The sequence below is a fragment of the Nocardiopsis rhodophaea genome (assembly GCF_039530945.1).
Classification (GTDB): domain Bacteria; phylum Actinomycetota; class Actinomycetes; order Streptosporangiales; family Streptosporangiaceae; genus Nocardiopsis_C; species Nocardiopsis_C rhodophaea.
Genome location: NZ_BAAAPC010000007.1, coordinates 170,586 through 194,609, shown reverse-complemented (window position 1 = coordinate 194,609; position 24,024 = coordinate 170,586). Strand labels below are relative to the sequence as shown.

Here is a 24,024-nt window from a genome sequence, read left to right as displayed (position 1 = left end):
GGACCTCCCATCCGGCCCGACCCCTTAGGGGTTTCAATGCACGTTTTTGTGTCCCTGCTCATCCCTCTAGTGGCTCTGCTGCTCCGCCTCACCGGTCGCCCGCCGTCTCCGGCTGGTCGGCACGCGGCCAGTGGCCACACGCCTGAGTCGCCCGAACCCCAGACGCGCCCCGGCGGTGAAACCCCGCCCCTGCGGCGCTCGACCCACCGTCCGCGCCCGTATGCGAAGCCGTCGCCCCCCGCTCCGGCGCCGTCTCCGCGCCGGATCCCGGATCGGGATGCGTTCTACCGGCTCGCCGAGCTGACCCGGCACTCCGGCATCTGGGGTTTCACCTACGATCACGGGGCGTTGGCGCCCTATGTCGCGCGGCACCGTGTCGACCCCGCCATCATCTTTGCGGCCTCGTCGGTGGCCGGGCTGGAGGCCGTGTTGGACATGCTCGACCCGCCCGCCATGCTGCGCCCCTACGCGGCGGCCACGCGGACCCCCGCGGCGGACGACGCCGCTCACGCAGCCGCTGAGCGCGCCGCCCTCGACAGCTACGCACGGGCGGGGGTGGCCCGATGACCGCCGTCCCGCGCAGCTACTTCCGGGCCGAGCCGACCCCAGCCGACGAGCGTCGGCTCCGCGCCGCCTTCGGCATGGTGCGGCAGGCCGACAGCATCATCGCCGACGTGCTCGACCACCTGCGCGACCCCGACCAGGTCGACCCCCACACCGGAGACCACCCCCTCACCCCGGCCGGACGCCGTCTGATGGCGGTGTGGGGTGAGGTGCGGGAGCTGTCCCGCCGTGTGGAGGGCACCCTCGGCCACGGCGAGGAGGTGCCCCGGTGACCCCCTCCTACCTCTCACGCCATGGCGCGGCCAGTGAACCCCGGTGCTCCCAGCGGCGCCCCGGCCACCAGCACACCGCGCCCGGTGTGGCATGGCTGCCGTGCGCCCGCCCGCTCGACCACGCCGGGCCGCACATGGACGTCACCGGAGAGACCTGGTCGACCACCATCGATGTCGCCGACCTCGACCCCGACGCCATGCGCATCACCGAGTCGGCCGACGGCACATGCGTGCACATCATGCTCGGCGACGCGCGCATCACCGTGCCCACCACCGGTGACGGCGCCGACCAGGCGGCCGAGGCCATGTGGCGGTTGTCCGACCTGGCGCACGAGGCGGCGCACCGCGCCGCGTGGCGGATAGCGGACCGCGCCACGCGGCCGCGGTCGCCCGGCTAGATGAGCTGCCGCCTGGTACCCGGTGACTCCCTCCTGGGGCCGGGCGGCCACCACCGTGCCGGGGTGACGCTTCCCGCCCCGGCACACGGGGGCGGGGCCGCGTCGAGGGGATATGGCGCCCTGCCCCTGCCGCCCCTGGGGCCTGGTCGGTGCCCCCGGGGCGGCGCCAGTAGGGGCCGCGCCCCGGCCCCGGCCGGGGCGCGGCCCTGTATCCACTCACTCAGCCCAGGAAGGACCCCCTTGCCCGAGTCAAGAGAGATCGTGACGACCCGTCATGACCTGCCCGAACGCGTCAGACCGGCAACCGCGGCCGAGTACTTTGGTCGCATGCTCGACGACCGCCCTCCGCTCCGTATCGGCACACGCTCCTCGCCCCTGGCCATGGCGCAAGCCCGACAGGTTCAAGCTTTCCTCGCTGACGTCGCCCCCGACCAGCCGACCGACATCGTGCCCATCACGACCGCGGGCGACAAGTGGCGCGGCGACCTGAGCCAGTTGGGCGGCAAAGGCGCGTTCATGAAGGAACTCGACCGGGCACTCGCCCTCGGCGAGGTCGACTTGTGCGTGCACTGCATGAAGGACGTCCCCGGCGATGTCCCCCGCCCGGACGGGTTCACCTGGTCGGCCTACCTGCCCCGCGAGGATCCGCGCGACTGCCTCCTCGTCCCGGCTGTCTCCAAGGCGCGGAGCCTCGCCGACCTGCCCCCGGGTGCCCGGGTCGGCACGTCGGCCGTGCGGCGCCGGGCGCAGCTCGGGCAGCATTACCCCCACCTGAAAGTGGAGTACTTCCGCGGCAACATCAATTCCCGCATCTCGCGCCTCGACGAGGGGGAGTACGACGCCGCCGTACTCGCCTACGCCGGTCTCCAGCGCGCGGAGCTCGCGCACCGCGCTGTCGAGCTGGTGCCGCTCGACATGATGTGCCCCGCCGTCGGGGCGAGCATTCTCGGTCTCGAATGCCGGTCGGCCGACCACGGCGTCGACGAGTTGTTGAAGGAGCTCGACGACGCCGAGACGCGCGTTCACATCACGGCCGAGCGAAGCATGCTCGGAGTGCTCCGCGGCCACTGCAATTCACCGATCGCCGGGCACGCCACCACGACCCCCGATGGGCAAATCGCGCTGTTCGGGAAGGTGTTCACCCGCGACGGCTCGGATTGGGTGTACGCCAAGGAGTGGGACAAGCCCGAGCGCGCCGCAGAGCTCGGCGCGTTCGTCGGCGCGACCCTACTCCGCAAGGGGGGTCGGGACCTGATCGACGGCATCCCGCACTGATCAGTACCGAAAAGAAAAGGCGCCCCCGTCGCCATGATGGCGACGGGGGCGCGGTGCGTCCGGCGAGGCTTCCCCTCCTCATCGAACGCGTGTACGAATATTACCAGGTCAGTCGTGGTCGGGTCGTGGGGTGTGCGGCGCTAAGTATCCAGCCGCAGCAGCAATCAGGGTGACTGCGGCCGCGGCGACCTCGCCGGACACTTCGACCCCGACGAGCCCGGTCACGTAGATGATCACGGTGACGGCGGCGGCCGAGGCGGACGACGCTGTCACCTTCGTTTCAACGCGGGACATGACGCGCTCCTTGTCGTATCTGCGGTGAACCATGGGGCTAGGTGATGGGGTCGGTCCACGCGGCGCCCCATGTCTCCGGCCCGATCAGGCCATCAATGGCCAAAGACTTCTCTCGCTGGAATGCGGTCGCGACCCGCCGCGTCTGCGGCCCGTACAACCCGTCGGCCGCGATCGTCCAACCGCGGTCCTTCATTCGCTGCTGCCACCGGCGGAGGTCGGACCGGTGGGAGTAGTAGCCGGACACGGAGGAGACCGGGCCGGAGCGCGGCCCGAAATACCATCCGGCCGGCAACGGGTAGTCCGGCGCCGACATGCCCGGCCGGCTCCCTACGCCGGCCGGCGTTGACTCGTCGGACTCGTCGGCCGGCATGCCCGCGCGCACCCACGCGTAGAGCGCGTTACCGGGGCAATTGGTGCTGTTGACGTCACGGTGGCCGCGTATGGCGAGAGTCCGGCCGGACCTGCGGCATGCCTCGTCGTACAGCGCCCGGATGGTGCGCCGGGCGGCAGGGGTGGCGTCGCCGTCCCGCCCGATGAACGCCACGCCGATACCCGAGCGGTTGTGTCCGATGGCGTGGGCGCCCTGCACCGACCAGCCGCGCCCCTCATAGGCGCGGCCCTGGTCGTCAACGAGCAGGTTGTAGCCCACGTCCGACCAGCCGCGTTTGCCCATGTGGAAATCCTGGATACTGCGCGGGCTCTGGCTGGCCGGTCCCTCGGTGTAGTGGACGATGAACTCCGTCCGGCTCGACCACGGCACCCGGACACGGTGGCGTGGGGAGCGGGCGCCCCAGCGTGAGCGGCTGATGATGTCGACCACAATGGCCTCCTGAAATGCGAAAACCCCAGCCAGACGGCCGGGGTCAGGTGGTGGGATTTGGTGAGTGGGGGTCAGCCGAGAACCGCCGCCAACACCGCGGCCACAGCCGCGACCAGCGCCGACACGGTCGACACCGGCAGGGCATAGCGCCACCGGTCGACCGCGTCCGCCCGCTGCTCTAGATCGGCGACGCGGCGTTCCATCGCGGCCAGCTGCGTGCTGATGGTGGACAGCTGCCCGGACAGGGTCCGCACCTCGGCGAACACGTCGGCCACCGTCACCACGGCATACGGTTTCTCGTCGCTCACGCGTGGCCTCCTAGTCCTGAATCAGCGTGCCGAGGTAGTGCACGGTCCCGTCCGGCTGCGCCCACACGTAGGAGGCGATCGCACCCCCGGTGTCATAGGCCGTGATGCGTGCCCCGTCGGGTCCGGCCCGGATGCCGGACCGGAGGGTGTCGGCCGAGTCGTACACGGCGAGCGCGATCACCGGGTCTGTACCGTCGAGGGTCGCCGACAGGCGCGCGGTTCCCGCGCTGTCGGGGAGGGTGAACCGTATCCGCGGCTCGGCGCCGGAGCTGTCGGGGTCGATCGTGATTTGGTTGCCCGTGGCGGTGCCGATGACGATGGACGCGGCCCGGATCGCCGCGAACCGGGCGCGCGACTGCGCGGCCGTCCACGCCTCCCGTGTGCGGTCTTCTAGGCGGCGGATCCGTCCGCCGATGTCGGACGGGTAGAGGGGTCTAGGCACGTGTCACCCCCGTGAGCGATCCGGCGGGCTGGTCGGTCGGCTCCTCGAAAATGAGCTTCGCGCGCTCTTGGCCGTCCGCGCGGCTGGTCGGGGTGACCTCGACGCCGATCACGCGCCACGTGCGGCGAAAGGTGGGCGACCCGTCAGGCAGCGGCGGAAACCAGTGGTTCACCAACGTGAGGCGCGCGTAGTCGCCGATCCGGTTGGGTGAGAACGACGTGTGTTCGTCGAGCCGCACGGTCACCTGGGGGATGCGCACCATGCCGCTACGCCTGCTCGCCCACCACCGGGCGTAGCCGTTGAGCGTGCCGATGTCCGTGACGCTCTGGTAGTCCTCGGTGCGTTCCAGCAGCGGCCACCCCGAATCGAGATGCCTCGTCGAATACCAGAAATCGCTAAGCAGCGGCTCACTATCCGCTGCTACATCGTCGTTCGGGGTGTCCCCGCGGGCCTGCCACGACGTGGCGGCGTCAGTGGCGTCAGCCGGATACGACCACGCAATGATGTTGCCGGGTTGGCTGAACACGTGATCCGTTGATCCCTGCCCTAGCTGCTGCTCGGCGACGAATTCCCGCACGCGTTCGCCGGACGCGTCGGTATAGGTGCGGATCGCCCACTCGGGACCGTCGATCACCTCGGAAAGTTGTTCCAGTCTCTTGCCGTAGGTCTCCGCTTCGCTCGCCTTGTACTCCCGGTCTCGGAGGATCCCCGACTCGGGAGGCGGTAGAGGGAAGGTAATGCCGATGTCCGCGCCGCTCACGCCCGCTTGCCCCGGTATCTCCTGCGCAAAGAAGACCAGCGACCGCGCGATCTCTAACTGATCCGTCTGGTCATAGGTGATGTCGGTCCGGATTTCCCGGTGCCACAGCCAGGACTCAAGGGACGCGCCGCGGAGACCGATGGAGACCCGGCCGCGGTCGTCAGACTCTGGCGTGGCCGACCAGATGATGTACGACCCCCACAGAGCCCCGGCCCGGTAGACGTGCATGACGGTGCGGCCCGGCCCGGTCGACAGGTCGCCGTCGAGGCGCGGCACCACGCGCGCGGCGCGGTCCGCCATCGCCCTATTGGGCACGGGCAGGGTCGCCGAGAAAGCCCCGGCTTGGCAGATACGCCGGTCGAACTTCACGTCGGCGAGATCGAGCTCGTCGATGGTCCGGTCTGACACGAGGTCGGCGAACACGTATCTATAGCGCGCGGTCATCAGGTCCCCGCCACGTAGGTGATGCCGCTGAAGTCCAGCTGCTGAGCGATGTACGTCGACTGCCCAACCGCGCGGAGGTAGATCGTGCCTGCGGACGCGCTGATCGTGGCGCGCACGACCGGCGACCGCGTGGACGAACTGTCGGATTGCTGCCCGCCGATAGCAAAAGCCGTCGTCGCGGCAGGGCGCGCGTCGCTTGGGAGAGCAAGACCGCTGATGGTCGAGTCCAAATCCCAGTACGGGGTGTCCGCCCGGGTCGACACGAGCGACCCGTCGAGCCGCACTGTGTCACCCTCCCGGCGCCACCGGAGCGTGCTCGTGTAGTCGGTGCCGTCCGGCACGGCTGTCCAGGCCCCGGGCAGGGGCTGATATGTCGCGTTCAGCGCGTCGACGAAACCGCTTCCGGCGATGGGGTCCCAGCTGCTGAGTACCCGCATGTACAGGGTGTCGAGCGACCACACGTGCACTAGCTGGCCGTCGCGCACGTCGGTGAGCCGGTTCCGCGCGGCGATGTCGGGCACGGGGGTCGCCCCGCCGAACGCGCTGGTGTAGGTGCGGTAGTCGGTGACGGCCGACCCCCAGGGGATGCCGCCGTTCCCGGCCGACGCATCTGCGGGGACCTCGACGCGCCACAGCACCATGTAACTAACGCCTGCCGGAACGGTCGGGCCGGATGCGTCGCCGGGCACGATGACGACATCGGCGTCCGTGAAGCCGGACGCGTCCTCGACGTCGTCGCGCACCCGCGCGACCACCCAGTCGTACCTGGCGGCGCCCGCGTCGCCGTCGGCAAAGGTCAATGTTTTTGGGTCGGGCATGTTGGCGAGGTAGGCGCCCTGCACGTCCGACGCGGCGCCCTGCACGATGCCGGTCCACGGGGACACGGTCGCCGTCATCGCGCCGTCGTCACCAGTCAGCAGAGCGGGATCCTGGCCGGTCCACAGCAGGCCGGACCGGCGCGCCAGCGTCGAGCCACTGTCCAGCCCAGCCAGCAGCGACGAGATAAGCCGCCGGTGTTGCTGGAGCCCGGTCACCCCGGACTCATGGGCAAGGATGTCGGTCATAGGTGTGCGTCCCTCCATGTGAGAGCAGCGGCCGACGGCGTCGAGGTCGACTCAGGCCGGTACCGGATCGACGACGCCCCGGGCGGCAGGGTGAACGCCTCCACGGGCGCGCTTCGTGCGGTCAGGGTGTACAGCCGGTCGGCGCTCCCGTTGAGCCGTACCGTCCCGGCGTCGGTGTCGATCGTGAGCGAATCCCCCTCGACTAGGTCGAGGGCGAACTCCAACGTGAGCCCGGTGATTTGGTTGGCGATGAGGGGTGTCGAGGCCGGGCCGGTGATCGTGATGACCGGCCGCGCCGACGTCGACCCGTTGTTGATGGCGGTTCCGGCGCCGCCGGTGATCGGCGCCCCGTAGTCGAGCGGGTAGCTCACCGGGTAGTCGAGCCCGTCAACGGTCTGACTCGGCGCGGGGATGGTGAGCGACCGCTCGGCGCCGTAGCGGGTCGGGTCTGGACACACCCATTGGAGCGTGTAGCGGATGTGCCCGAGGCGGGCGTCTCGGGTCAGGCTGATGGTGCGTTGTGTGCAGCGGGCGTAGGCGGTCAGGGTCTCGCCGAGTGCCGCGATCGTGAGGGGCTGGAGGTCGGCATCGTCGGCCACAGCCGTCGCCGAGCGGAGGGCACGCACCGCCGCCCCGACCTCGGCGGCCGGGGCGCGGATGGATCCCTCGAGCGTCACGGTCCGGCTTTCGGCGAGTGGTCGTCCCGCCCATGCGCCGTGCCTCGACGGGCGCGCCTCGTCGCTGGAGTCGAGGCCGGGCAGGTCCTCCCACCCGTCGAGCTGTCGCCACCGGTAGACGCTGGGGCGGCCGAGGGTGAGCCCGCCCCATGTGATCTGACCGTCGACCATCGGTCACCCCCTCGCCGTGACCAGGCCGTATAGTGCCTCGCCGACGTCGTGCGCGCTCATCCGCTCGGTGGCCTCGAAACGCTCAATGACCACGGCTGGGCCGGTCGTGTCGACGCCGGTTGCTCCGGCCACCGCCACCTCCCGCGGACCGGCCGCGGCGGCGACCGGGTCGACCAGGCCGGACGCCATCGCCGACATGCGCCGGTCGAGCGCCCGCTCGCCCTGGTCGAGCCCCTTGGTGATACCGGCGGGAATCCACCGGCCGATCTGATCAGCGAAGACACTGGACGGCGACGAGATGCCGAGTGCGCTTTTCGCGGCGTTCAGCGCCGACTTCGCGACTCCCTTTAGCTTGCTGTAGAGCCTCGACGCCGACCCGGTCACGCCGCGGATGACGCCGCTGATGATGTTCTTTCCGACCGACTTGAATCGGGAGACGATCGAGCGCACCTTGGTGTACGCGCCGCGGATCGCCCGCGTCACCGCGGACCGGATCGCCGACCAGGCGCGCGACGTGGCGCCCTTGATCGCCGACCACCCCGCGAGCACGTATGCGCGCGCCTGCTGGATTTTCGACGACACGAAGCGGACCGTGCCCGACAGAAGCGACGAGACCTTGGACTTCACCGACGACCAGGCTCTACCGGTCGCGCTTTTGACTACGGACCACCCGGCCGACACGTAAGCCTTTGCGCGGGCGATCCCCTTGGAGATCGCGCCGACCGTCGACGACCAGAGCGACGACACTTTGCTCTTGACCCACGACCAGGCCCTACCGGTCGCCGCCTTGATCTGGCCCCAGTGGGATATGACGATCCCCACCGGGTGCCACTTCATGAACAGGCCGATGATGAAGTCGAGCGCCGCGCCGAGGGCGGACTTCATCCACGCCCACGTCGCGGACGTCGCTTCCGTGATCCAGTCCCACGCGGTCGTGATCGCCGAGACGATCTCATCCCAGTAAACGACGACCAGGGCGACCACCGCGGCAACGGCGGCGATGACCAGGCCGATAGGCCCCAATCCCAGCAGCCACGCCGCGGCCATCTTCGCAGCTGCTAGGAGGGCTTTCAGACCCATCATGGTCCACGTGGCCGCCACCCGGGCGCCGCTGGCGACGGCTGATGCGGCCATGCGGGTACCACTGGCGACTACGCTGGCGGTGGTCGCCGCTGTACGCGCGGCAAATCCCGCGGCCGACGCCCCCGCCTTGCGGAACGCGCTGTCCGGCTTGCCGATCTGCCCGCCGAGAAACCCGAGCGTTGATCCGATGCCCTTGACCGCGCCGGACAGGGCGGACAGGCGGGAGATCAGCGCGCCACCCGCCACCGAGAAAGCCAATACCTGAGCGACGGCGCCCTGAGCTCCCGGGGGTAGCGCGGAGAACGCCGACGCGACGACGCCGAGTGCCCCGCCCAACAGGGGCAGGATTTCCAGGAGGCTTGTGGCGACCTGACCGAGCGTGTCAAACGTCGCGCTGAGTTGTTGCTGTCCCTCGGCGGATTGCGCCCACGCGGCGAAACGCGCGGCGAGCTGCTCGATGGTGTCGAGGAGTCCCTCGCCGGACACGGATGCGGCGCCGAAAATCCCGCCGAGAGCCACACCTAAGCTGGCGCCGATTCGGCCGAGCTGTGCGAGCACCTGTCCGGCGCGCTCGACCATCGCCGACATGGTCGCGGCGCCCTGCTCACTGGTGAGGAACGCCGCGGCCGACCGGGTCGCGCCCGCCGCCCACTCCGCGAAACTCTGAACGAGCGGCATGCCGACCACGGCCAGTGACGCGAGCACCTGTAGCAGCGGCCCGACGGCGGTGCCGAGTGTGCGTGTCGCCTGCGCTGTACCGGCGAACACCTGCGCGAGAGTCCCGTTAAACACGGGGTTGGCGAGGGTGTCGCCCGCGCTCCGCGCCGCGGTGTTCAGCGCACCGGCCACACCCACCATGCCGGATCGCAGGGTGGGCAGTGCGGTCGTGGTGAGCCGCTCGACCTGCGCGCCGAGACCCTGAAAAAGTTGCTGCTGTACCGCCTGCTGTACGGGGGCGAACGCCGCTTTGAAACCAGCGAACGCCCGCACGAACCCTTGCGCCGACGGTGCGAGCCCGTCGAGCGCCGCCTCGAACTCCTCGGCATCACCCCCGGCCGCGGCGAGCGCGTCGCCGACGCCGGACACACCGACGGCCAGCGTCCCGGCCGCCGCTCCGGCAGTGAGTAGAGCCGGGGGCAGAGCGAGTACCGCCCCGGATGCGGGGGCGATCGCGGACGACAGGGATACCGCGGCAGAGGCGAGGGTGGCGAACCCCGCGAACTTGCCCACCCTGGCAAGGCTGGTTTCGGTCCGTTTCAGTACCCGCTGTAGATGCGAATCATCTCCCCGCAAGTAGGCGACCAATTCGCCCACGTTCATCGCCATGAGGGGGTCACCCCCTCACAGCTGGTTTAGATGCGGCGGAGTAGCCGGGCGGCGTCGTCGCCCTCGACGGCGCGCGGTTCGTTGTCGACCAGGCGCCAGAACACCGACTCTCTCGGCATGGCGAGAACGAGGTTGTAGAACCGGCGGAGCGGCATGTCAGCTAGCGCTTCCGGCGTCCACCCTTGCGCCGCTGCCCACCCTTCGATCGCCCACCAGTGCCGCCGGATCGCCTCGTCGAGGTGGCCGCCCCCGCTGCCCCGGCGGTCAGCCGGTCCGGCGCTTTTCCCTCGGTGACCGCCTCGTACGCTTCACGCCACGTGATCTCGGTCCCGGACGCGCAAGCGATCCCCCACGCCATGACGACAGCTAGCTGCTGCTCCGTCATTCCGGCATCGGTCCACGCGTCCAGTGCATCCGGCCCGAACAGGTCGGCGAGCACGGCGCGGACCTCGGCCTCGGTGGTGCCGCGGCGATCCATGTTGAGCTGGTCGAGCTGGCGGCGGAACCGGAGCGTCATCGTGTCGGGCGTGGGAACCTGAACCGTCACGCCGAGGATGGTCTCTGTGCGGGGCGCTTTCTCGGCCTTCTGCTTTGCCTCGACCTCGGCCCAGAACGCGTCGAACGACTCATGATCGCTCGCCTGCGGGTTCGCGGCGTCTCGTTCGGCCTGAATCTCCGCGGCCCGCTCGAGGCTCTCGTGCACGTCCATCACACCACCGCCTCGGTGGTCGACCGGCCGGACCGCGTGAGGGTGGCGTTGAAGGACGTCTTGTCGTTGTTGCCCCCACCCTGTTCGCCGACAGTCGTGGTCGCATCCCACACAGTCCAGGTGTCATCCACGGGGTAGCGGAAGCGGTACATAGCGTGTGACGCGACGCCGAGAGCGTCTTGCCCGGCGTTGGTCGTCACCTGCGCCTGACCGGGGTCGAGCACGCCGGTAGCGTCGTCTTTCTTAAGAAACCCTTCCATTTCGAGGGTGGCGCCCCTCTGCATGATGTCTTGCTCATACGCGCCATCACTGTCGAAGTCGGTGGTGTCGGCGGTCTCCTCGTTCTCCGACGCGTTGACGGTCACGCTGGTGAGTCCGCCGATCTCCGCCCACGTCGGCGTCGCGGCGCCGTCCGACGCTTCGATGATGATGTCCCTGGCGTTGACCTTGACCAGCGTCATTGCCGGGCCTCCTTACATGCGAAAACCCCGCACACGGCGGGGCGTGATCAGATTGTCAGGGGTCAGCCGGGCCGGTTTTCTGTCACACGCATGACCTCGGCATGCAGGTTCACCGTCCACTCGTCGCGCCCGGACGCGTCGCGACCGATGTAGGCCGGTCCGCTGCCGGTACACACGGCGAGCTGCAACCAGGTCCCGCCCGGCAGGGTCCGGTACCCGAGTCCGTGCAGCGCGTCATAGGCCGATTGCGCCAAAGCCTCACCGGTACGTACGTCGGTAGCGGTGCCACGCGCCCGGACCTGGACGCTCACCTCGTCGTATGGCTCGCGTGAGTCGGCCTCGGTGCCGCCGTAGCGGGCGACCGCCATGCACGCGTCGGGAGAATCGGGGAGGGCGGTGAGGTAGATGGTCCCGCCCGGCGTGCCGTCGGCGCGGTAGTCGCCGACGCCGAGCTCGTCGAGCAGCTGCGCGACCTCCTCAGTCAGGGTCATGTGAGCGCCCGCCGTACCTCCGCGGCGACCAGGGCAAGCATGGTTTGCTGTTCCCGGTTCAAGGGATCTTCCAGGTATTTCGCCTTGCGTCCCGCGTCATGCCGCCAGGTCAGTTCTTCATGCTGTCGGACGGCGTACACAGTGTCGTAGTAGACGGCGGCGTTCAGGTCGCTCCGGTCGACTACCGAGGTACCCGAGCGTGAGAGCGTCCCCTCCTCCAATGGCACTTCTTGCCTCGATTCGCCGAGGAGGTGCTCGGCGGCTTTGCCGAGTCCGCGCGCGGTGGCCGCCTCGGCGCCCTTCCGCGCTTGGGTGAGCCGGAGTCGCATTTTCAGCGTCATGTGAGTGCCACCTCCAGATGCGACGGGGTCGGCAAGGACCGGCCGTCGTGGCGGCTGGTGGTGATGACCGTCGGCTGTGTGCTGTCCGGCAGGGTCACCCGAGACCCGGGCGGGAAATCGTCGACGTGGTCGAGCCGGACGCGGAGCGTCGTCTCCGAGATGGTCTCGGCGCCCTGTGCGTCGCGGACAAGGCGCCGCTTCGCGTCCATGAGCGCCCGCACGGTGACCGGTGCCCCGTAGGTCGGGCCGTAGGGTCCGGCGCCCTGGTAGGGCTCGACGGTGACGTCCCACCCCATGCGCTTCAGCATCCATCCGGGGAGGGTGCCGGGCATGGTCACCACCGCCCCACCTGCGGCGCGTGGCTGGTCAGCCCGGCCTGTTGCAGGATCAGCCGGGCCTGGTGGCACAGCCGGACCGTCGTCGAGGCGGAGCCTGCTGTCTCACGGGAGCCGCGGGATAGTGACACACTCCCTGCCGACACCGACGACCACCGGTCCGGGTCGCCGGCCTCGGTGCCGTCGGTCCCGGCCTCGTCCCAGTCGGCGCACTGCTCCAGCGTCGCGGAGCGGAGCGCCTCGACGACGTCGGGGGCGGCCGGGTCGTACACGGCGCTGATTAGTTCGCGGTCGACGAGGCGGGACGCACGGTCGAGCATCCGGCCCGCCCCCTCGACCGTGTGGCCGAGGTAGTCCTCCAGCTCGGTGACGGTGGCATAGGCCATCGCTGCTCACCCCCTATACGGGCGGGCACTCGACCACAGCCACCGACACGCCGCTCGTCGCGCTGTAGTCCACATGCACCATGCCGTCTGGCTGGTTGTAGGCCACCGGCCAGAACCCCGTCGACACGTCGCCGTCGGTGTCGGGCACGGAGATCTGGCGGCCGCTGACGGTCTGCCCGTCGACGGTCGCACCGACTGGGATCGTCACGGTCACTGGGGACGCGGAGGTGTTCGTGATCCTCACGTACCGGCGCCCGTTGTTGACGAACATGTGGCCATCACTGGTGGCGGCGGTCATACTCGGAGACAGGCCGTCGCGCGTGGCCGTCTGCGCTGTGACCTCAGTCCGCGCCATCACCGGTCACCCCCCGCTGGGATCGACGCCGTCGGACAGTTCGAGCCGGTGTGGGCGTCGGCTCGTCGGCCTTGCGCCACCCGTCGGCGCCCGTGCGGTGGTCGACTAGGAGTCCGAGCCGCGTGTCCTCATAACCGCTCGGGACGGTGCGCACGCGCTCGACTACGTCCCCGCCACGGCGGTACTCATACAGCGGCATCACTCACCACCACCCTCGTCGGTGTCGTCGTGGGCGGTCTTCTTGGCACGCCGACGCGGAGTCTGGCCGATCACGTCAGTGACCTCCCAGTTCGGCAGGTGGTCGAGACGGACCGACCGCCCGGCCCGCCGGACCTCGTCGCCGGTGTTGCGGTTGCGGTAGACGTACACGTCATCAGACAACGTCGGCCCCCTTGACCAACACGGCCCGGTCAGCGTCCAACGTCTTAACCCCGTACAGGCAATCGATCGACACAACATCCTGCTTCTTGTCGATGTCGTAGTCATAGACCACGCGGAGACCGAACCCCTTGTAGGTCTCGATCGCCGCGTTTTGCGCACCACGTGGAAGCGCCAGCGGGCGAAACGCCAACGCTACGGCGGTGCGGTGGAACGCCACCCCGACCTCCGTCGTCGAGTTGCCGCTGGTCTGTGGCGGGACGCTGATGTTCTGTGTCATGTAGTTGTCCAGGCCGAACTTTCGACCAATGGCAGCTTCCATCAGGCCGTCGGTGTCGCCGCGCCGGTCGGCTTCATGGAACAGCGGGTCGGCCTGGTAGGCGGCGGCCGTGACCGGGCCGAACACGAACCGACGTTCGGTCAGGGGCACGTTGGCCTGGTTGAGCGTCTTGCCCGCGTCGATCATGACGCGCGGATCATCCCAATCATGGGTGCCGGTCGTTCCGGCCTGTCCGACCTCCGCGGTTATGTCGTCGCGGATCGCCAACAAGTCGCGGTCGATCTTCTGCGCGATCGCCTCCATTGCCGGGGCGAGAAGTTGCTCGTTGAAATCTTGGATCTTCAGCGTGAGATCTTCCGCCGTCACCGCGAACGAGACATCGGCGAAGTGGTTGAGCGTCACGTCGACGCCGCTTTCGGTGGCGTCCTGGATCGTGATCCCGTTCGCCCGGACGTACTCCTCGGCGGTGAACACGGCCGGTTTGCGGATGGTGATGGTGTCCCCGCGGCGTGCGGCGAACTCGGGTTCGTAGTCGCGGTGCACCAACGGCGCCATGACCGTCGTCTCATAGAGGTTGGCCAGTGCGGCGCGGGCGATGATGTTGGGGGTGAGCAGGGTGTTAGCCATGGTGGCGGCTCCTAGCTAGGTGGTTCCGCGGCGCCATTTGCGGCGCTGTTGGCGGAAGTCGTCGACGGATCGGGGGGTGTCGGGCGTGTCTCCGGTCCCGCCGGAGAAGTCGCCACCGGAGCGCGCCGGAGCCTGCCCGGCGGTCTTGTATCGGGGGTCGTCGGCGAACTCTGCGACCAGCGCGTCAAGCGCGGTTGAGAAGTCATCGCCGGACGCGTCGAGCTTGCCGAGCTTGTCGGCGAAAGACCTGGAATCGAGGAGGGCGTCGGCGTCGATCCCGGCCTTTCGCGCCGCCTTCTCCGCGGCGCGCTCCGTGCGGAGCGTCGCCGCTTCCCGCTGGGCCGCGGTGAGCTGGACGGCAAGTTGCGCCGGGTCCGCCTCCTCGTCGGCGTTGGGGTCAAGGATTTTGCCGAGTTCCGCGGCCAGCTGCTTTCGCGCCTCCTCGGCCGCGGCGCTCTTGGCGTTGGTGCGCGCCGACGCGTTCTCTTTCCGGAGGTCGCGCACCATGCGCGCGAGGTCGACCGGGTCGAGGCGCGTGAGCTCGTCGCCGTCGCCCTGGTTGTGTGGCGCGGCGTCGTCGGTCGGCGCCGGGGCCGCGGGTGCCGAACGGGCGGCCGGGTCGCCACTGGGGTCGTCGCCCGCCGGTTGGGGGTTGGTGGGGTTGGTGGGTTCGGTCATGGTGCCCTCCTGGGGCGTGTCGGCCGGGGCACCCGGCCCCGGGGATGCGAAAACCCCGCACCGACGGCAGTACGGGGCAGATATTTTGTCTCCGTCGTTGACACCTGTGAGTGAGAGTCATAGTCTCGAAACTGTCAACAACGGCGACACCTAGGGAGAGACATGGACGCGCTGTTCTCCGAGTGGGAATGCCAGCAGATGACCGGGCAGACCGACCTGCTCGACGCGGTCGCCGACGCGCTCGACGAGCCCGCCACCGGGCAGGCGGCGCCCGGGATGCCGAGCGATGGCACCCTGTTCGCCCTCCGCCCCACGACCGCCCCGACCCGCGATGGCGCCCTGTTCGGCATCGGTTTCTAGGAAGCGAGACACATGTCTGACCTTGAGAAGACCACGGCCGGAAAAGTCGCTCGGGGGGATTGGGTGATCCTCGGCGGCTACCTGTCCAGGGTCGCCACCGTGAAGCGGAGCGATGGCACGGTCGCCATCACCACCGACTTCGGCCACCGCGACACCACGCGGCTACCAGCGCGTAAGCAGCTCTCACGGCTCGCCCCCGGGGCTGATGTCGAGGCGGTCGCGCGCCGAGTACGGGACAACATCGCGGGGACGTCGTCGCGGTATCTGAGCTCTGCGCAGGTGGCCGAGGAGGTCGGGGTCACCCGCTCGACCATCACGACATCCCTACGCCGCAACGGCCTGACTAGTGCCCGTCCATTCCCACAGCCGCGGGTCTACATCGGCGGCACCCCGGGGTGGGCGCCTAGCCAGCTTCCGGAGATCCGCGCATGGTTCGGTCAGCCCACACAGGGACGCGCCAGGGCGCGTCAGCCGGAGTAGTCGACCGGCGTCGGCACGACCGACGCATACCCCCGCATCCAGGACACGAACAGGTTCCGGGTGCGGGGGTCGCTGCTGTCCGGGTCGTGCGGGCACGTCGACCGGAGGGCGCCCTGCTGGGCGGCCCTACGCCCGGCCGCGTGTGCGTCGAGGATGTCACCAGCGAACGACACGGCGGGTGCCTCCTACCGGTTGAAGTCGCGTCCCGGGGCGCCGGTACGGCGACCCTGTTCGATCTCCTCGACGAACTGGGCGAACATCGTGCGGCCATGCTCGTCAAACCAGCGCTTGAGTTCCTCGCTAGCGTAACGCTCGACGCGCGCTCTCGGCCCGGAGAACAACGACATGGGATCGATCCCCGCTGCCTCACCTGCGGCGTTGAGCAGAAACCCGCGGGTCTCCGTCTCTGCGGCGACATAGGTGCGCTCGATGAACAGCCGGTACTGTTCGCGCGCCAACTGCGTGAAGCTACGCCGGTCACTCTCGCCTGCGCGGTGCTCACGCGTGAACTCGCGCCGCCGGATCGCCTCGACAGGCGTTCCAAGAACCTCGGCCGCGGCCTCCTCCCATGGCACGCCGGATTCGACCAGCTCGGCCATGGCCGCGTGCCGCGCCTGGTCGCGCGCCTCACGCTCCCGACGCCGCCGCTCCCGCTGGCGCGCCACCTGGTCGCGCCGGTCCATCTCACGGCGCAACTGCCGCGCCGTGGCCGATTCGTAGTCGCCGGTCGCGATCACCGCACCCATGCGGGCGTCGAGCTCGTCGTCCGACAGGGCGCGTAGCTCGGTGCGGGTGAGTTCGGTTAGCTCCGGCTGACCGGCGGCCGGGGTCCGCTCGTCGGCGCCGGCCGCGGGCTCCTCGTCGCGCACGGACGTGCGCCGCACCGCCTCGGCGCCGGTCCCGTCGAGGGACGGCTGCACGTCGGGGCCTATGGGGGCGACGGTGTCGTCGCGCCGGTCGTCCGGCGGAGTCGACCCGGCGCCGACCTGTTCGCGGTAGCGCAGACGTTTCAGCTCGGGGTGGTTGGCGAGATGCTGTCTCATCTCGGCGTGCCATGCGCGCACGCGTCGGCGCGCGGCCGTGCGCGCCTCGTCCGTCGTCGCGGCCGTCGCTTGTTCCTTCCATCGGCGGATCTTCCGCTCGATTTCGCGTTGCCGCATGCGCGCCTCATAGGCGGCCGGCTCGGCGACCGGGGTGGGGATCGTGGTGACCCCCGGCAGGTAGGCGCTGATCGAGTGGCGGCAATTGGGGTGGAATAGGCCCTTACCGCGCGCCTCGGCCAGCGTCCCGGCGACCTCGACCGTCATGGGCTCGTCGGTGAGTGCGTGCGGTACCCGGATTTCCCCGGTAGGGCCGGAGACGCGGTGAAGGATCTTTCCTTCCCACGGTCGGCACAGCGGGCATTCCTGCCCGTGGTCGGAGACGTACACCAGGTCGACACCGAGAGCGCCGAGCCGGTCGTCCTGCCCCTGCACCGCGGCGCGCGCCGAGGCGGTGCGGGCCGCCATTTCCACATAGGTGTGGAGACGCCACCGGCGCCCCGCCCGGTCGGTGAAACCCAAGACACCTCGATCGACCAGGGCCGCCCATGCGGCTTGTGCCGCCTCACGCCGTGTCTGGCCACCGGCGAGCATGCGCGCCGTCGCCCCGGCCACCGCGGACCGGTAAGCATCGAGCGCGTCACGCAAGACGTTTCGCACCCTGGCGCCGACGTCGGCGACCAGGGCGGTAGCGAGTGCCTCGATCGCGCCAGACTGCGGCACCTGCGTGCGCGCCTCCTCGGCCGCGTCACCGATCCCCGACGCCGCATACCAGCGGGCGGGGATATCGGCGAGAGCCGACCGGTCCCCGACCTGCCACGCACGGGCGACCGCCTCACGCAGAGCCCGCGACCCGTCAGCCTCCAGCCCGGCCTGGATCGCCTCGACAGAGCGACGGAGGTCGCCAATCGCCTCGAGGCGTGGCTCCCCGACTCCCGCGGTGGGGGCGCCCGGGTAGCGGATCAGGTGGCGGCTGATCTGCCGATAGACGGCCAACTCCGCTTCCCGGTAGATCGCCGAGACCTGGGCGACGATCTCCTCGATATCGGCAGGGTCCACACCAGGCATAGGGGTGCGCACCCCCTCGGGTCAGTCCTCGACGCGGTCGCCCTGGTCGCGGTCGTCGAGGAGGTTCCCGGCCAGCTCGGCGCCGGATGCCCACGGGTCCGCCTCGCCGACCCGGTCGGCGCGGATCCGCTCGACCTCCTCTGCGACCGCCGCCTCGTCCCAATCCGGATGCAGCATCCTCACGCGGGTGCGCACCGACGCGGCCTCGGCTGTAGCGATGCTCACCAGGGTTCGGGACAGGGCCTCGGGGTCGGGGGCGACGTCGTCGGGCCACTCGACGACCGGCCGCTCGGCCACCGCGCCCGCGCCGGGGAACACGCTGGCGTCTACGGCCAGTAGCGCCTCGACGAGGCTCACCAGCTGGGGCCGCCAGTAGCCAATTTTCCGCGCCCTGGTCTGATACGTGCGACGCTGCCGGGCGCGCACCTCGGTAGCGGTGACCGCCTGCCCGCCGTCCTCCCCGAACGTCGACGCGGAGTACCCCGCACCGCGGATCACCTGCGTGGCCAGAGCCTCACACGTGCGCGCGTGCTCCTCGACGCGGATATCCGGCTGCATCATCTGCACTAGCTGACTGGTTGTCGCGTCGGTGGTCGGCGGGATATCAACGCCAGTAAAAAACTCACGCAGCTCGTCGAAGCGGGCGCCCGCCCCGGCTCCGAGGTCTTGGAGCAGGTAGCGGGGGACGATCGCGCGGGCGACGGCGAGCCGGTGCTCCCGACCCCACGACGACCACACCTCGTCGAGTTGGTCCATCAGCGGCTCGACTCCGGCAATGTCGGCGCGCCCCAACGGCGACCCGCGAAGCGACCGGTTCGGACGGATGTTGGGCACGTAGACCACGGCGAGCCGCTCGTGGCCGGTGGGGATGGCGCCGTCGGCGTCGACCTGCTTGGCAAGACCGGCGGTGTCGGGGTGGTCGGCCAGCGGCACGGGGCGGCCGAGCCGGTCCCGCGCCCCCTCATAGAGCCCGTGCAGTACACGGCCGGGTTCGTGGCGCTCCAAGTGGCGCCAGATGCGGCCGTGGTCGTCGGCGACCACGCGCCAGAACGTGACCGCGGACAACATGCCGCGCCGCCATTCGGGGGCGGCGGTGTCGGGGGTGATCGCGTCGACCAGCGGTACCCCGGCCACCTCGGTATCCCACGACACGCGCAGGTACACCCCGCCGTAGGCGGCACAGATCTCCGCCCCCTCCAAGAGGGTGGCGTGGAGCCCGGCCTCGTCGACGATCGCGTCAAGCCGGTCCTGAGCCTGGTCGACGGTGATCGCCGGGAGTTCCTCGAACAGCAGTTGCGCACTGGCTTCGGCGATATCGCTTGCTAGCGGCACGTGTAGCCGCGTCGGCGCCTGCCCCGGCGTCGGCGCCTGACCCCAGAACCAGCGGGCCACACGGGTGATGGCGCGCCCGATGACGCCGCGGTGCGGGTCCTCATAGAACCCTCGCCCCGCGCCTATGCCACCGCCATACACGGCGGCGAGCTCGTCGGGATCACCGGTATACCAGGCGCCCCACGTTTCGTAGAGTTCGCGGGGGCGGCGGGTGTCCTCCGGCGGCCACGCCACATTGCCAGTGGGAAGGGGCACGGGGGTCACCCCCGTTCGTCGTCGAGCCACTCGACACGCGTGGCGCCATGGTGGCCGTGGATACCGATCGCGTCGTCGAGGCTGTTCCAACACACGGTCGAGGGACGTTCGGACAGCCAGCGGACGACGACTGTCCCGTCCGGCCACTGCACGCCGAGGGCGACCACTCCCGTTCCGCTCACCCCGGTGACGTCGACGTCGCGAGCGAGGCGGAATCGGCGCGGCATGTCATGCATTGCAGTCTCCTAAGCAGCTAGGCCGACGGGGTCGAGCAGGTGGGGGCGCCATAGCGCCTCGGTGGTGGCCACTGCGTACCGGCCAGCGTCGAGGCTGTGGTCGGCCACCTTCAGCGGGCGGTCGTCGCCTTTCTCGGTGGCGTCCGGGTCCCAGCTGTAGCCGGATACCTCGGAGATCCACCCTCGGCACCGGTCGGCGACGAGGAGGCGCCGCTCGGCCAATAGCGTGGCGACGAGCGAGATGCCGCGCCCGACGTCGTTGTCAGCGGCAGCGGCGGTGATGCCGTCGCGGTAGAGCTGGAGCCGCATACTCGCGGCCGACGGGTCGACGGCGACCCACTCTGGCCGCATCTCGGGCTGTGCGGGTAGGTGGGGCTCGTCGAGCCACGACCGTAGACGGCCGGACAGCTGCCCGTCGGTGAGGCGTGGGGCGCCGGTGCGGGGGTCGTGGCGCCATTCGTCGACGAGGTAGAGGCGCCCACCCTCGGAAAGGCCGAGTAGGACGGCGGCGGTGGCGTTGGTGGTGCCGTAGTCGACCCCGGCCGCCAGCAGGCGACGCATGGGCGGCAGGGATGCCCACGGAACGACGTGCCTAGCGGGGCGCCACATGGAGTAGATCGCGCCCTCGGCCGCGACCCACTCGCCGGAGATGAACCGCCGGTACCAGAGCCCGGTGAACTCGGTGCGCTTCTGGTCGATGTACTGCCGTGAGAGTGCCGGGTTGTCTTCCATGGTGAAGTGCCAGTACCGCCAATGCGGCAAGGCTGACAGTTTGTCCAAGAACTTGAGTTTGAGCCAGTGCGACGGCGAATCGGGGTTGGTGCTGCCGAACAGGCGCGACCCGTCGACCGACATGCGGCCGAGCAACTGCGTAAAGAACTCCTCTGGCACGACGGTGATCTCGTCGACGTACGCCCCGGCGACCGTCATCCCCCGGATGACCCGCTCGGCTTTGGCGTCGCTGGCGCCGATGACGTGTACGCGGCGCCCCAGGATGGTCGCCGTCGGCGCCCCGCTGGTGTAGTGCACGTGGGCAGCCACCGGGCCGAACAAGGCGGGATCCTGCAACGGCCCGAACAAGTTGCGGGCGATGCTCTCGCGTGTGCGGCCGATCATGACCAGTTCGCCCCCGCGGGGCGCGGTGGCGACGAACATCAGCCAACGCAGCAGGCTAGCGATCGTCTTCCCGCTCCGGATGCTGCCGTCCCAGATGTTGACCGCGCCGTCACTCGTCGCGACCGACTCCACCTGTCTCCGGCTCATCGGGAGGTCGTCGAGCACCGGCGCTACCCTCCCCGGTCTGCCACGCTGTGCGGACTCCGGCGGCGAGTCGGGCGAGCATGGACGCGGCCTCCTCGGCGCCGTCGTGGGCGTCGACGGCCTCTAGCCGGATCGCCTTGTCGGTCGCGTGCCCTGCCGAGTGCACAAGGGCTTTGACGTCGTGCGGGGGCAGGTCGCGCACCGTGTAGCGGATGAGTTTTCCGGCTGACACATCGGCGAGCTCGTGCTCGTCGCGGTCGAGCCGGTCCATGATCCGCTCGGCCTGGTCGTAAAAACGGGTCACGAGCCGGGCGCGGCGGGCCGCGTGGTCGACCTGCGCGGCTTCGGTAGCGGCGCGCGTACCGGACCGGTCGAAACTCAACCCGAGGTCTTGCGCGATCGCGCTCACCGTGGCCTTAGCGACGCCGACGTCGCGCGCGATCGCGTTCCGGGACGCGCCCTGGGCGTGCAGCTTACGCACCCGCTTGCGGATGCGCGGGTCGTCGCGGCGGTTGGGTTGCGCCACCGTGGCCACCCCCGTTCGCCGAGTCCCACCAGCCGGGAGTGTGGTGTGTCTGCCCTCCGCCCCCGTCGCCGGAGGGCAGACACGAGAAAGCCCGGCGCGGCGCCGGGCTCCTGTGGTCTGGGTACACGTGTGGTGCTGCATCCGAGTGTTGCACACGTGTTCGAAAAACAGCAAGTGACCTGGTCACGAGGCGATTTTCCCCTGGTGTCGACGGGTGCGGGCGAGGGTGAGCGCGTCGGCCACCCGGTACCGTGCCCGACCCCCCGCCCCCTGGTGGTCGGCCGTCGCCAGGTGGCCGCGCGCCACCCACGACCGGAGCGTCCCCGCCTCGACAGGGTGGCCGACCGCGGCCAGCGCCCGCACCACGTCGGCCGCGGGCAGCACCGCGTCGGCCAGGGCGGCGAGCGCGTCGGCGCGCCACGCCTCGACGTCCACCCCCCCCGCGCACCCCTCCCGGCGACACCGCGCCGTGGGCGCGCCCTGTCGGGCGTAGACCGGCTGACCGCACCGCGGGCACTGCCCGGCCAGTATCGACGCGCCGGAGCGCGGCCCGTGCACCTCGTCGCGGGCGCCCTCAACGGCGGCGATCACCTCGTCGACCAGGTGCCCGCCGTCCACGTGGTGGCGGATCTCCTCGACCCGCTCGGCCAGCCACGCCGCGGCCGACGCTGGGGTGTCGATGCCCGGCAGGTCGGCGAGCACGTCCCCCGACAGGACACGCGCCCACGTCGCGAGCGTCTCGACGAGCGCGGCCCGGACGATCGACGCGCCCACGTCGAACGGGAGCGGGACCTCGGCGGATCGGGCGCCGACCCGGCCACCACGGCGCGACTGGCGCGATAGCGAGACGTCGAGCTCGTCGGCAAGGTCGGCGACGTCGTCGAGCGCGATCGTGAGCCGGTGCGCGCACTGGGCGCACACGTGCGCGTCGGCGACGAGCGTGTCGCACTCGGGTACGCGGCAGGTTCCCCCCGTGGTCATGGGTTATGCCTCCTGGGCGTCGAGGGCGGGCTGGACAGCGGCGAGCCGGGTCCGGGCCACCTCGGCGTAGTGGGCGGACAGCTCGACGCCGACGAACCGGCGCCCCTCGGCCACGGCGGCGACGCCGGTGGACCCGGATCCGGCGAACGGGTCCAACACCGTGCCGCCCGGCGGCGCCACACGGACGAGTTCCCGCATAAGCTCCAGCGGTTTCTCCGTGGGGTGCTGCCGCTCGGTGGCGGCCGGGGCGGTAGCTTCGACCACCCCGGGCAGGTACACCTCGTGATCCGTGCGCACCGGCCCGGCCGTGCCCCATAGGTAGTACTCGGTCTGCCGCCAAAACCCCCCGCGTGTCGGCCGCGACCGGTGGCGCGGCTTGACCCACGTCACCACCCCCGACCACACCCACCCGGCCGCCTGGACGGCATCCGACGCGGCGGGCAGCTGGCGCCAGTCACACGCCACCAGCAGCGACCCGCCCGGCACCGTGAGGCGTAGACACTCGGACAGCCACAGCGAACACCAGTAGCCCCAGCTGCGTTGGTCGCGGTTGTCGCCCGGGAACTCCGGCAACTCGTTGCGGAGGTCGCCGCGGCGGCCGGTGGTGTACTTGTCCCGGCTCGACCCGCGGCGCCGCTCGGCCGCGGTCCGGCCGCCGGAGTTGTACGGCGGGTCACAGATCACCGCGTCGACAATGCCGGTGTCGAGCGTGGGCAGTACGGCGAGCACGTCGCCCTCCACGATCATCAGGGGTCTCCTCTACAGGGTCTGCCGCCCAACGCGCGCGGGGCGGCGCAGCGACCGGCCACCGCCACAGCGGTGGTCGGTCGGCGAGATGGTCGAGTCGGTGCCGTGCACGGGGGTCACCGCGGCACTTGGATGAACGCTTCGCGGAGGACGTCGTCGGGGTAGGTGTTGATCTCGCCATAGACGGCCGAGTGCACCTTGACGGGATGCTCGCCGCGGCTGCGCAGGAGCGCGGACGCACACGCGCCCACACGCCGCAAGTAGGCCGCTTCGGTGGCATGCCCGTTGCGCTTTGCGTAGCCGAGAGCGCTCGTCCACCCGTGGCCCTCCTCCAAGGCATCCACGCGCGCCTCGACATGGTCCTGGCGGGTCTCGATCGCCGCCATGCGGCGCTCGTGAGCGATCGCCAGGTCGACCTCGTCGCGCAGGAGTTCAAGGGCGGACTTGGAGCGGGCGTAGGCGCCGGTCTTGCGGATCGAGGGCAAGACTTCGGAGGTCACCCACTTTTTGAACGCCCTGGCGTGGGGCTTGCGGCTGCGCAGGATCAGGGAGTAGAGCCCGGACTCGTTGACGGTCCAGACGTTTCCGCTGGTCAGGTAGGCGTCATTACTAATGACGTCCCCCGCTACCTGCTGCTTTTCGTCTTCGTCCACATAGGTAGCGGCTTGACGCGGGTTGCTGATTTCCAGCACCCGGCACACGTCGGCCAGGACGAACCATGGCTCGCCGTCGATGAGCACGTGGCGGACGGTCCCGAACTCGGGGTGTTCAAGGGCGGTGATTTCTGCGGTCATCGGAGT

The 24,024-nt window shown here is 70.1% G+C and carries 34 protein-coding genes; 6 read left to right on the top strand and 28 right to left on the bottom strand.

Annotated elements, in window-relative coordinates; all coding sequences use genetic code 11:
* Positions 1-36: 36 nt before the first annotated feature.
* The 4 genes from ABD259_RS10220 to hemC all read left to right on the top strand — a co-directional run bounded on the left by ABD259_RS10220 (position 37) and on the right by hemC (position 2,509).
* On the top strand, positions 37-567 hold the full coding sequence (locus tag ABD259_RS10220) for a hypothetical protein (RefSeq protein ID WP_344161749.1): 531 nt from the start codon (positions 37-39) through the stop codon (positions 565-567).
* Positions 564-836 carry a hypothetical protein gene (locus ABD259_RS10215; RefSeq protein ID WP_344161746.1) on the top strand — a complete coding sequence of 91 codons (273 nt, stop codon included), beginning with the start codon at positions 564-566 and terminating at the stop codon, positions 834-836. The genes ABD259_RS10220 and ABD259_RS10215 overlap by 4 nt, the downstream gene beginning before the upstream one ends.
* On the top strand, positions 833-1,234 hold the full coding sequence (locus tag ABD259_RS10210) for a hypothetical protein (protein WP_344161742.1): 402 nt from the start codon (positions 833-835) through the stop codon (positions 1,232-1,234). The genes ABD259_RS10215 and ABD259_RS10210 overlap by 4 nt, the downstream gene beginning before the upstream one ends.
* 240 nt (positions 1,235-1,474) lie before the next feature.
* Complete coding sequence (gene hemC, locus ABD259_RS10205) at positions 1,475-2,509, top strand: hydroxymethylbilane synthase (protein WP_344161739.1); 1,035 nt, start codon at positions 1,475-1,477, stop codon at positions 2,507-2,509.
* A 108-nt stretch (positions 2,510-2,617) separates the two neighbouring features.
* Here hemC and ABD259_RS10200 read toward each other — a convergent pair whose 3' ends face one another.
* From ABD259_RS10200 to ABD259_RS10110, 19 genes are all read right to left on the bottom strand, one after another.
* Complete coding sequence (locus tag ABD259_RS10200) at positions 2,618-2,803, bottom strand: hypothetical protein (protein ID WP_344161736.1); 186 nt, start codon at positions 2,801-2,803, stop codon at positions 2,618-2,620.
* Between the two features lie 37 nt (positions 2,804-2,840).
* Positions 2,841-3,623: a peptidoglycan recognition protein family protein gene (locus tag ABD259_RS10195; RefSeq protein ID WP_344161733.1), complete on the bottom strand. Its 783-nt coding sequence runs from the start codon at positions 3,621-3,623 to the stop codon at positions 2,841-2,843.
* A 71-nt stretch (positions 3,624-3,694) separates the two neighbouring features.
* Positions 3,695-3,931: a hypothetical protein gene (locus ABD259_RS10190; protein ID WP_344161731.1), complete on the bottom strand. Its 237-nt coding sequence runs from the start codon at positions 3,929-3,931 to the stop codon at positions 3,695-3,697.
* 10 nt (positions 3,932-3,941) lie between these two features.
* Positions 3,942-4,373, bottom strand: coding sequence for a hypothetical protein (locus tag ABD259_RS10185; protein WP_344161729.1), 432 nt, complete (start codon positions 4,371-4,373; stop codon positions 3,942-3,944).
* Positions 4,366-5,577 (bottom strand): hypothetical protein, encoded by a 1,212-nt coding sequence (locus ABD259_RS10180; protein ID WP_344161727.1) that lies wholly within the window; start codon positions 5,575-5,577, stop codon positions 4,366-4,368. Before ABD259_RS10180 ends, ABD259_RS10185 begins: the two co-directional genes overlap by 8 nt.
* Entirely contained in the window at positions 5,577-6,641 is a 1,065-nt protein-coding gene (locus ABD259_RS10175) for a hypothetical protein (protein ID WP_344161725.1), read from the bottom strand. The genes ABD259_RS10180 and ABD259_RS10175 overlap by 1 nt, the downstream gene beginning before the upstream one ends.
* The gene (locus tag ABD259_RS10170) at positions 6,638-7,489 is read right to left on the bottom strand and encodes a phage distal tail protein (RefSeq protein ID WP_344161722.1); all 852 of its coding nucleotides are present in this window, start codon (positions 7,487-7,489) and stop codon (positions 6,638-6,640) included. The genes ABD259_RS10175 and ABD259_RS10170 overlap by 4 nt, the downstream gene beginning before the upstream one ends.
* Before the next feature lie 3 nt (positions 7,490-7,492).
* Positions 7,493-9,658 carry a phage tail protein gene (locus tag ABD259_RS10165; protein WP_344161719.1) on the bottom strand — a complete coding sequence of 722 codons (2,166 nt, stop codon included), beginning with the start codon at positions 9,656-9,658 and terminating at the stop codon, positions 7,493-7,495.
* Positions 9,659-9,924: 266 nt separating this feature from the next.
* Entirely contained in the window at positions 9,925-10,053 is a 129-nt protein-coding gene (locus tag ABD259_RS10160) for a hypothetical protein (protein ID WP_344161717.1), read from the bottom strand.
* A 5-nt stretch (positions 10,054-10,058) separates the two neighbouring features.
* On the bottom strand, positions 10,059-10,607 hold the full coding sequence (locus ABD259_RS10155; protein ID WP_344161714.1) for a hypothetical protein: 549 nt from the start codon (positions 10,605-10,607) through the stop codon (positions 10,059-10,061).
* The gene (locus ABD259_RS10150; protein WP_344161711.1) at positions 10,607-11,068 is read right to left on the bottom strand and encodes a phage tail tube protein; all 462 of its coding nucleotides are present in this window, start codon (positions 11,066-11,068) and stop codon (positions 10,607-10,609) included. The genes ABD259_RS10155 and ABD259_RS10150 overlap by 1 nt, the downstream gene beginning before the upstream one ends.
* 62 nt (positions 11,069-11,130) lie before the next feature.
* Entirely contained in the window at positions 11,131-11,559 is a 429-nt protein-coding gene (locus ABD259_RS10145; protein ID WP_344161708.1) for a minor capsid protein, read from the bottom strand.
* Entirely contained in the window at positions 11,556-11,900 is a 345-nt protein-coding gene (locus tag ABD259_RS10140) for a hypothetical protein (RefSeq protein ID WP_344161705.1), read from the bottom strand. The genes ABD259_RS10145 and ABD259_RS10140 overlap by 4 nt, the downstream gene beginning before the upstream one ends.
* Positions 11,897-12,238, bottom strand: a complete 342-nt coding sequence (locus ABD259_RS10135; protein WP_344161702.1) for a hypothetical protein — start codon at positions 12,236-12,238, stop codon at positions 11,897-11,899. The genes ABD259_RS10140 and ABD259_RS10135 overlap by 4 nt, the downstream gene beginning before the upstream one ends.
* Positions 12,235-12,621 carry a hypothetical protein gene (locus ABD259_RS10130; protein ID WP_344161699.1) on the bottom strand — a complete coding sequence of 129 codons (387 nt, stop codon included), beginning with the start codon at positions 12,619-12,621 and terminating at the stop codon, positions 12,235-12,237. Before ABD259_RS10130 ends, ABD259_RS10135 begins: the two co-directional genes overlap by 4 nt.
* Positions 12,622-12,634: 13 nt before the next feature.
* Positions 12,635-12,976, bottom strand: coding sequence for a hypothetical protein (locus tag ABD259_RS10125; protein WP_344161696.1), 342 nt, complete (start codon positions 12,974-12,976; stop codon positions 12,635-12,637).
* Between the two features lie 198 nt (positions 12,977-13,174).
* A complete protein-coding gene (locus tag ABD259_RS10120; RefSeq protein ID WP_344161693.1) occupies positions 13,175-13,357 on the bottom strand; it encodes a hypothetical protein in 183 nt (60 codons plus the stop codon).
* On the bottom strand, positions 13,350-14,261 hold the full coding sequence (locus ABD259_RS10115) for a major capsid protein (protein ID WP_344161690.1): 912 nt from the start codon (positions 14,259-14,261) through the stop codon (positions 13,350-13,352). The genes ABD259_RS10120 and ABD259_RS10115 overlap by 8 nt, the downstream gene beginning before the upstream one ends.
* Before the next feature lie 15 nt (positions 14,262-14,276).
* Positions 14,277-14,939 carry a hypothetical protein gene (locus tag ABD259_RS10110; protein ID WP_344161688.1) on the bottom strand — a complete coding sequence of 221 codons (663 nt, stop codon included), beginning with the start codon at positions 14,937-14,939 and terminating at the stop codon, positions 14,277-14,279.
* Positions 14,940-15,101: 162 nt separating this feature from the next.
* Between ABD259_RS10110 and ABD259_RS10105 the strand changes: the two genes are divergently transcribed.
* Together ABD259_RS10105 and ABD259_RS10100 are read left to right on the top strand one after the other, a co-directional pair.
* Complete coding sequence (locus tag ABD259_RS10105; RefSeq protein ID WP_344161685.1) at positions 15,102-15,299, top strand: hypothetical protein; 198 nt, start codon at positions 15,102-15,104, stop codon at positions 15,297-15,299.
* Positions 15,300-15,311: 12 nt separating this feature from the next.
* Positions 15,312-15,779, top strand: a complete 468-nt coding sequence (locus tag ABD259_RS10100) for a hypothetical protein (RefSeq protein ID WP_344161682.1) — start codon at positions 15,312-15,314, stop codon at positions 15,777-15,779.
* On the opposite strand, the gene ABD259_RS10095 is transcribed toward ABD259_RS10100, so the two are convergent.
* The 9 genes from ABD259_RS10095 to ABD259_RS10055 all read right to left on the bottom strand — a co-directional run bounded on the left by ABD259_RS10095 (position 15,767) and on the right by ABD259_RS10055 (position 24,018).
* A complete protein-coding gene (locus ABD259_RS10095; RefSeq protein WP_344161679.1) occupies positions 15,767-15,952 on the bottom strand; it encodes an Rmf/CrpP family protein in 186 nt (61 codons plus the stop codon). The genes ABD259_RS10100 and ABD259_RS10095 overlap by 13 nt on opposite strands.
* Positions 15,953-15,964: 12 nt before the next feature.
* Positions 15,965-17,887: a phage minor capsid protein gene (locus ABD259_RS10090; RefSeq protein ID WP_344161676.1), complete on the bottom strand. Its 1,923-nt coding sequence runs from the start codon at positions 17,885-17,887 to the stop codon at positions 15,965-15,967.
* 21 nt (positions 17,888-17,908) lie between these two features.
* On the bottom strand, positions 17,909-19,474 hold the full coding sequence (locus tag ABD259_RS10085; RefSeq protein ID WP_344161673.1) for a phage portal protein: 1,566 nt from the start codon (positions 19,472-19,474) through the stop codon (positions 17,909-17,911).
* Positions 19,475-19,479: 5 nt separating this feature from the next.
* Positions 19,480-19,710, bottom strand: coding sequence for a hypothetical protein (locus tag ABD259_RS10080; protein WP_344161670.1), 231 nt, complete (start codon positions 19,708-19,710; stop codon positions 19,480-19,482).
* Positions 19,711-19,719: 9 nt separating this feature from the next.
* Positions 19,720-20,973, bottom strand: a complete 1,254-nt coding sequence (locus ABD259_RS10075) for a PBSX family phage terminase large subunit (RefSeq protein ID WP_344161667.1) — start codon at positions 20,971-20,973, stop codon at positions 19,720-19,722.
* On the bottom strand, positions 20,936-21,496 hold the full coding sequence (locus tag ABD259_RS10070; RefSeq protein WP_344161664.1) for a hypothetical protein: 561 nt from the start codon (positions 21,494-21,496) through the stop codon (positions 20,936-20,938). Before ABD259_RS10070 ends, ABD259_RS10075 begins: the two co-directional genes overlap by 38 nt.
* A 183-nt stretch (positions 21,497-21,679) precedes the next feature.
* A complete protein-coding gene (locus ABD259_RS10065) occupies positions 21,680-22,477 on the bottom strand; it encodes a hypothetical protein (RefSeq protein ID WP_344161661.1) in 798 nt (265 codons plus the stop codon).
* 3 nt (positions 22,478-22,480) lie between these two features.
* The gene (locus ABD259_RS10060; protein ID WP_344161658.1) at positions 22,481-23,224 is read right to left on the bottom strand and encodes a DNA-methyltransferase; all 744 of its coding nucleotides are present in this window, start codon (positions 23,222-23,224) and stop codon (positions 22,481-22,483) included.
* 116 nt (positions 23,225-23,340) lie between these two features.
* A complete protein-coding gene (locus tag ABD259_RS10055) occupies positions 23,341-24,018 on the bottom strand; it encodes a BRO-N domain-containing protein (RefSeq protein WP_344161655.1) in 678 nt (225 codons plus the stop codon).
* Positions 24,019-24,024: the final 6 nt, after the last annotated feature.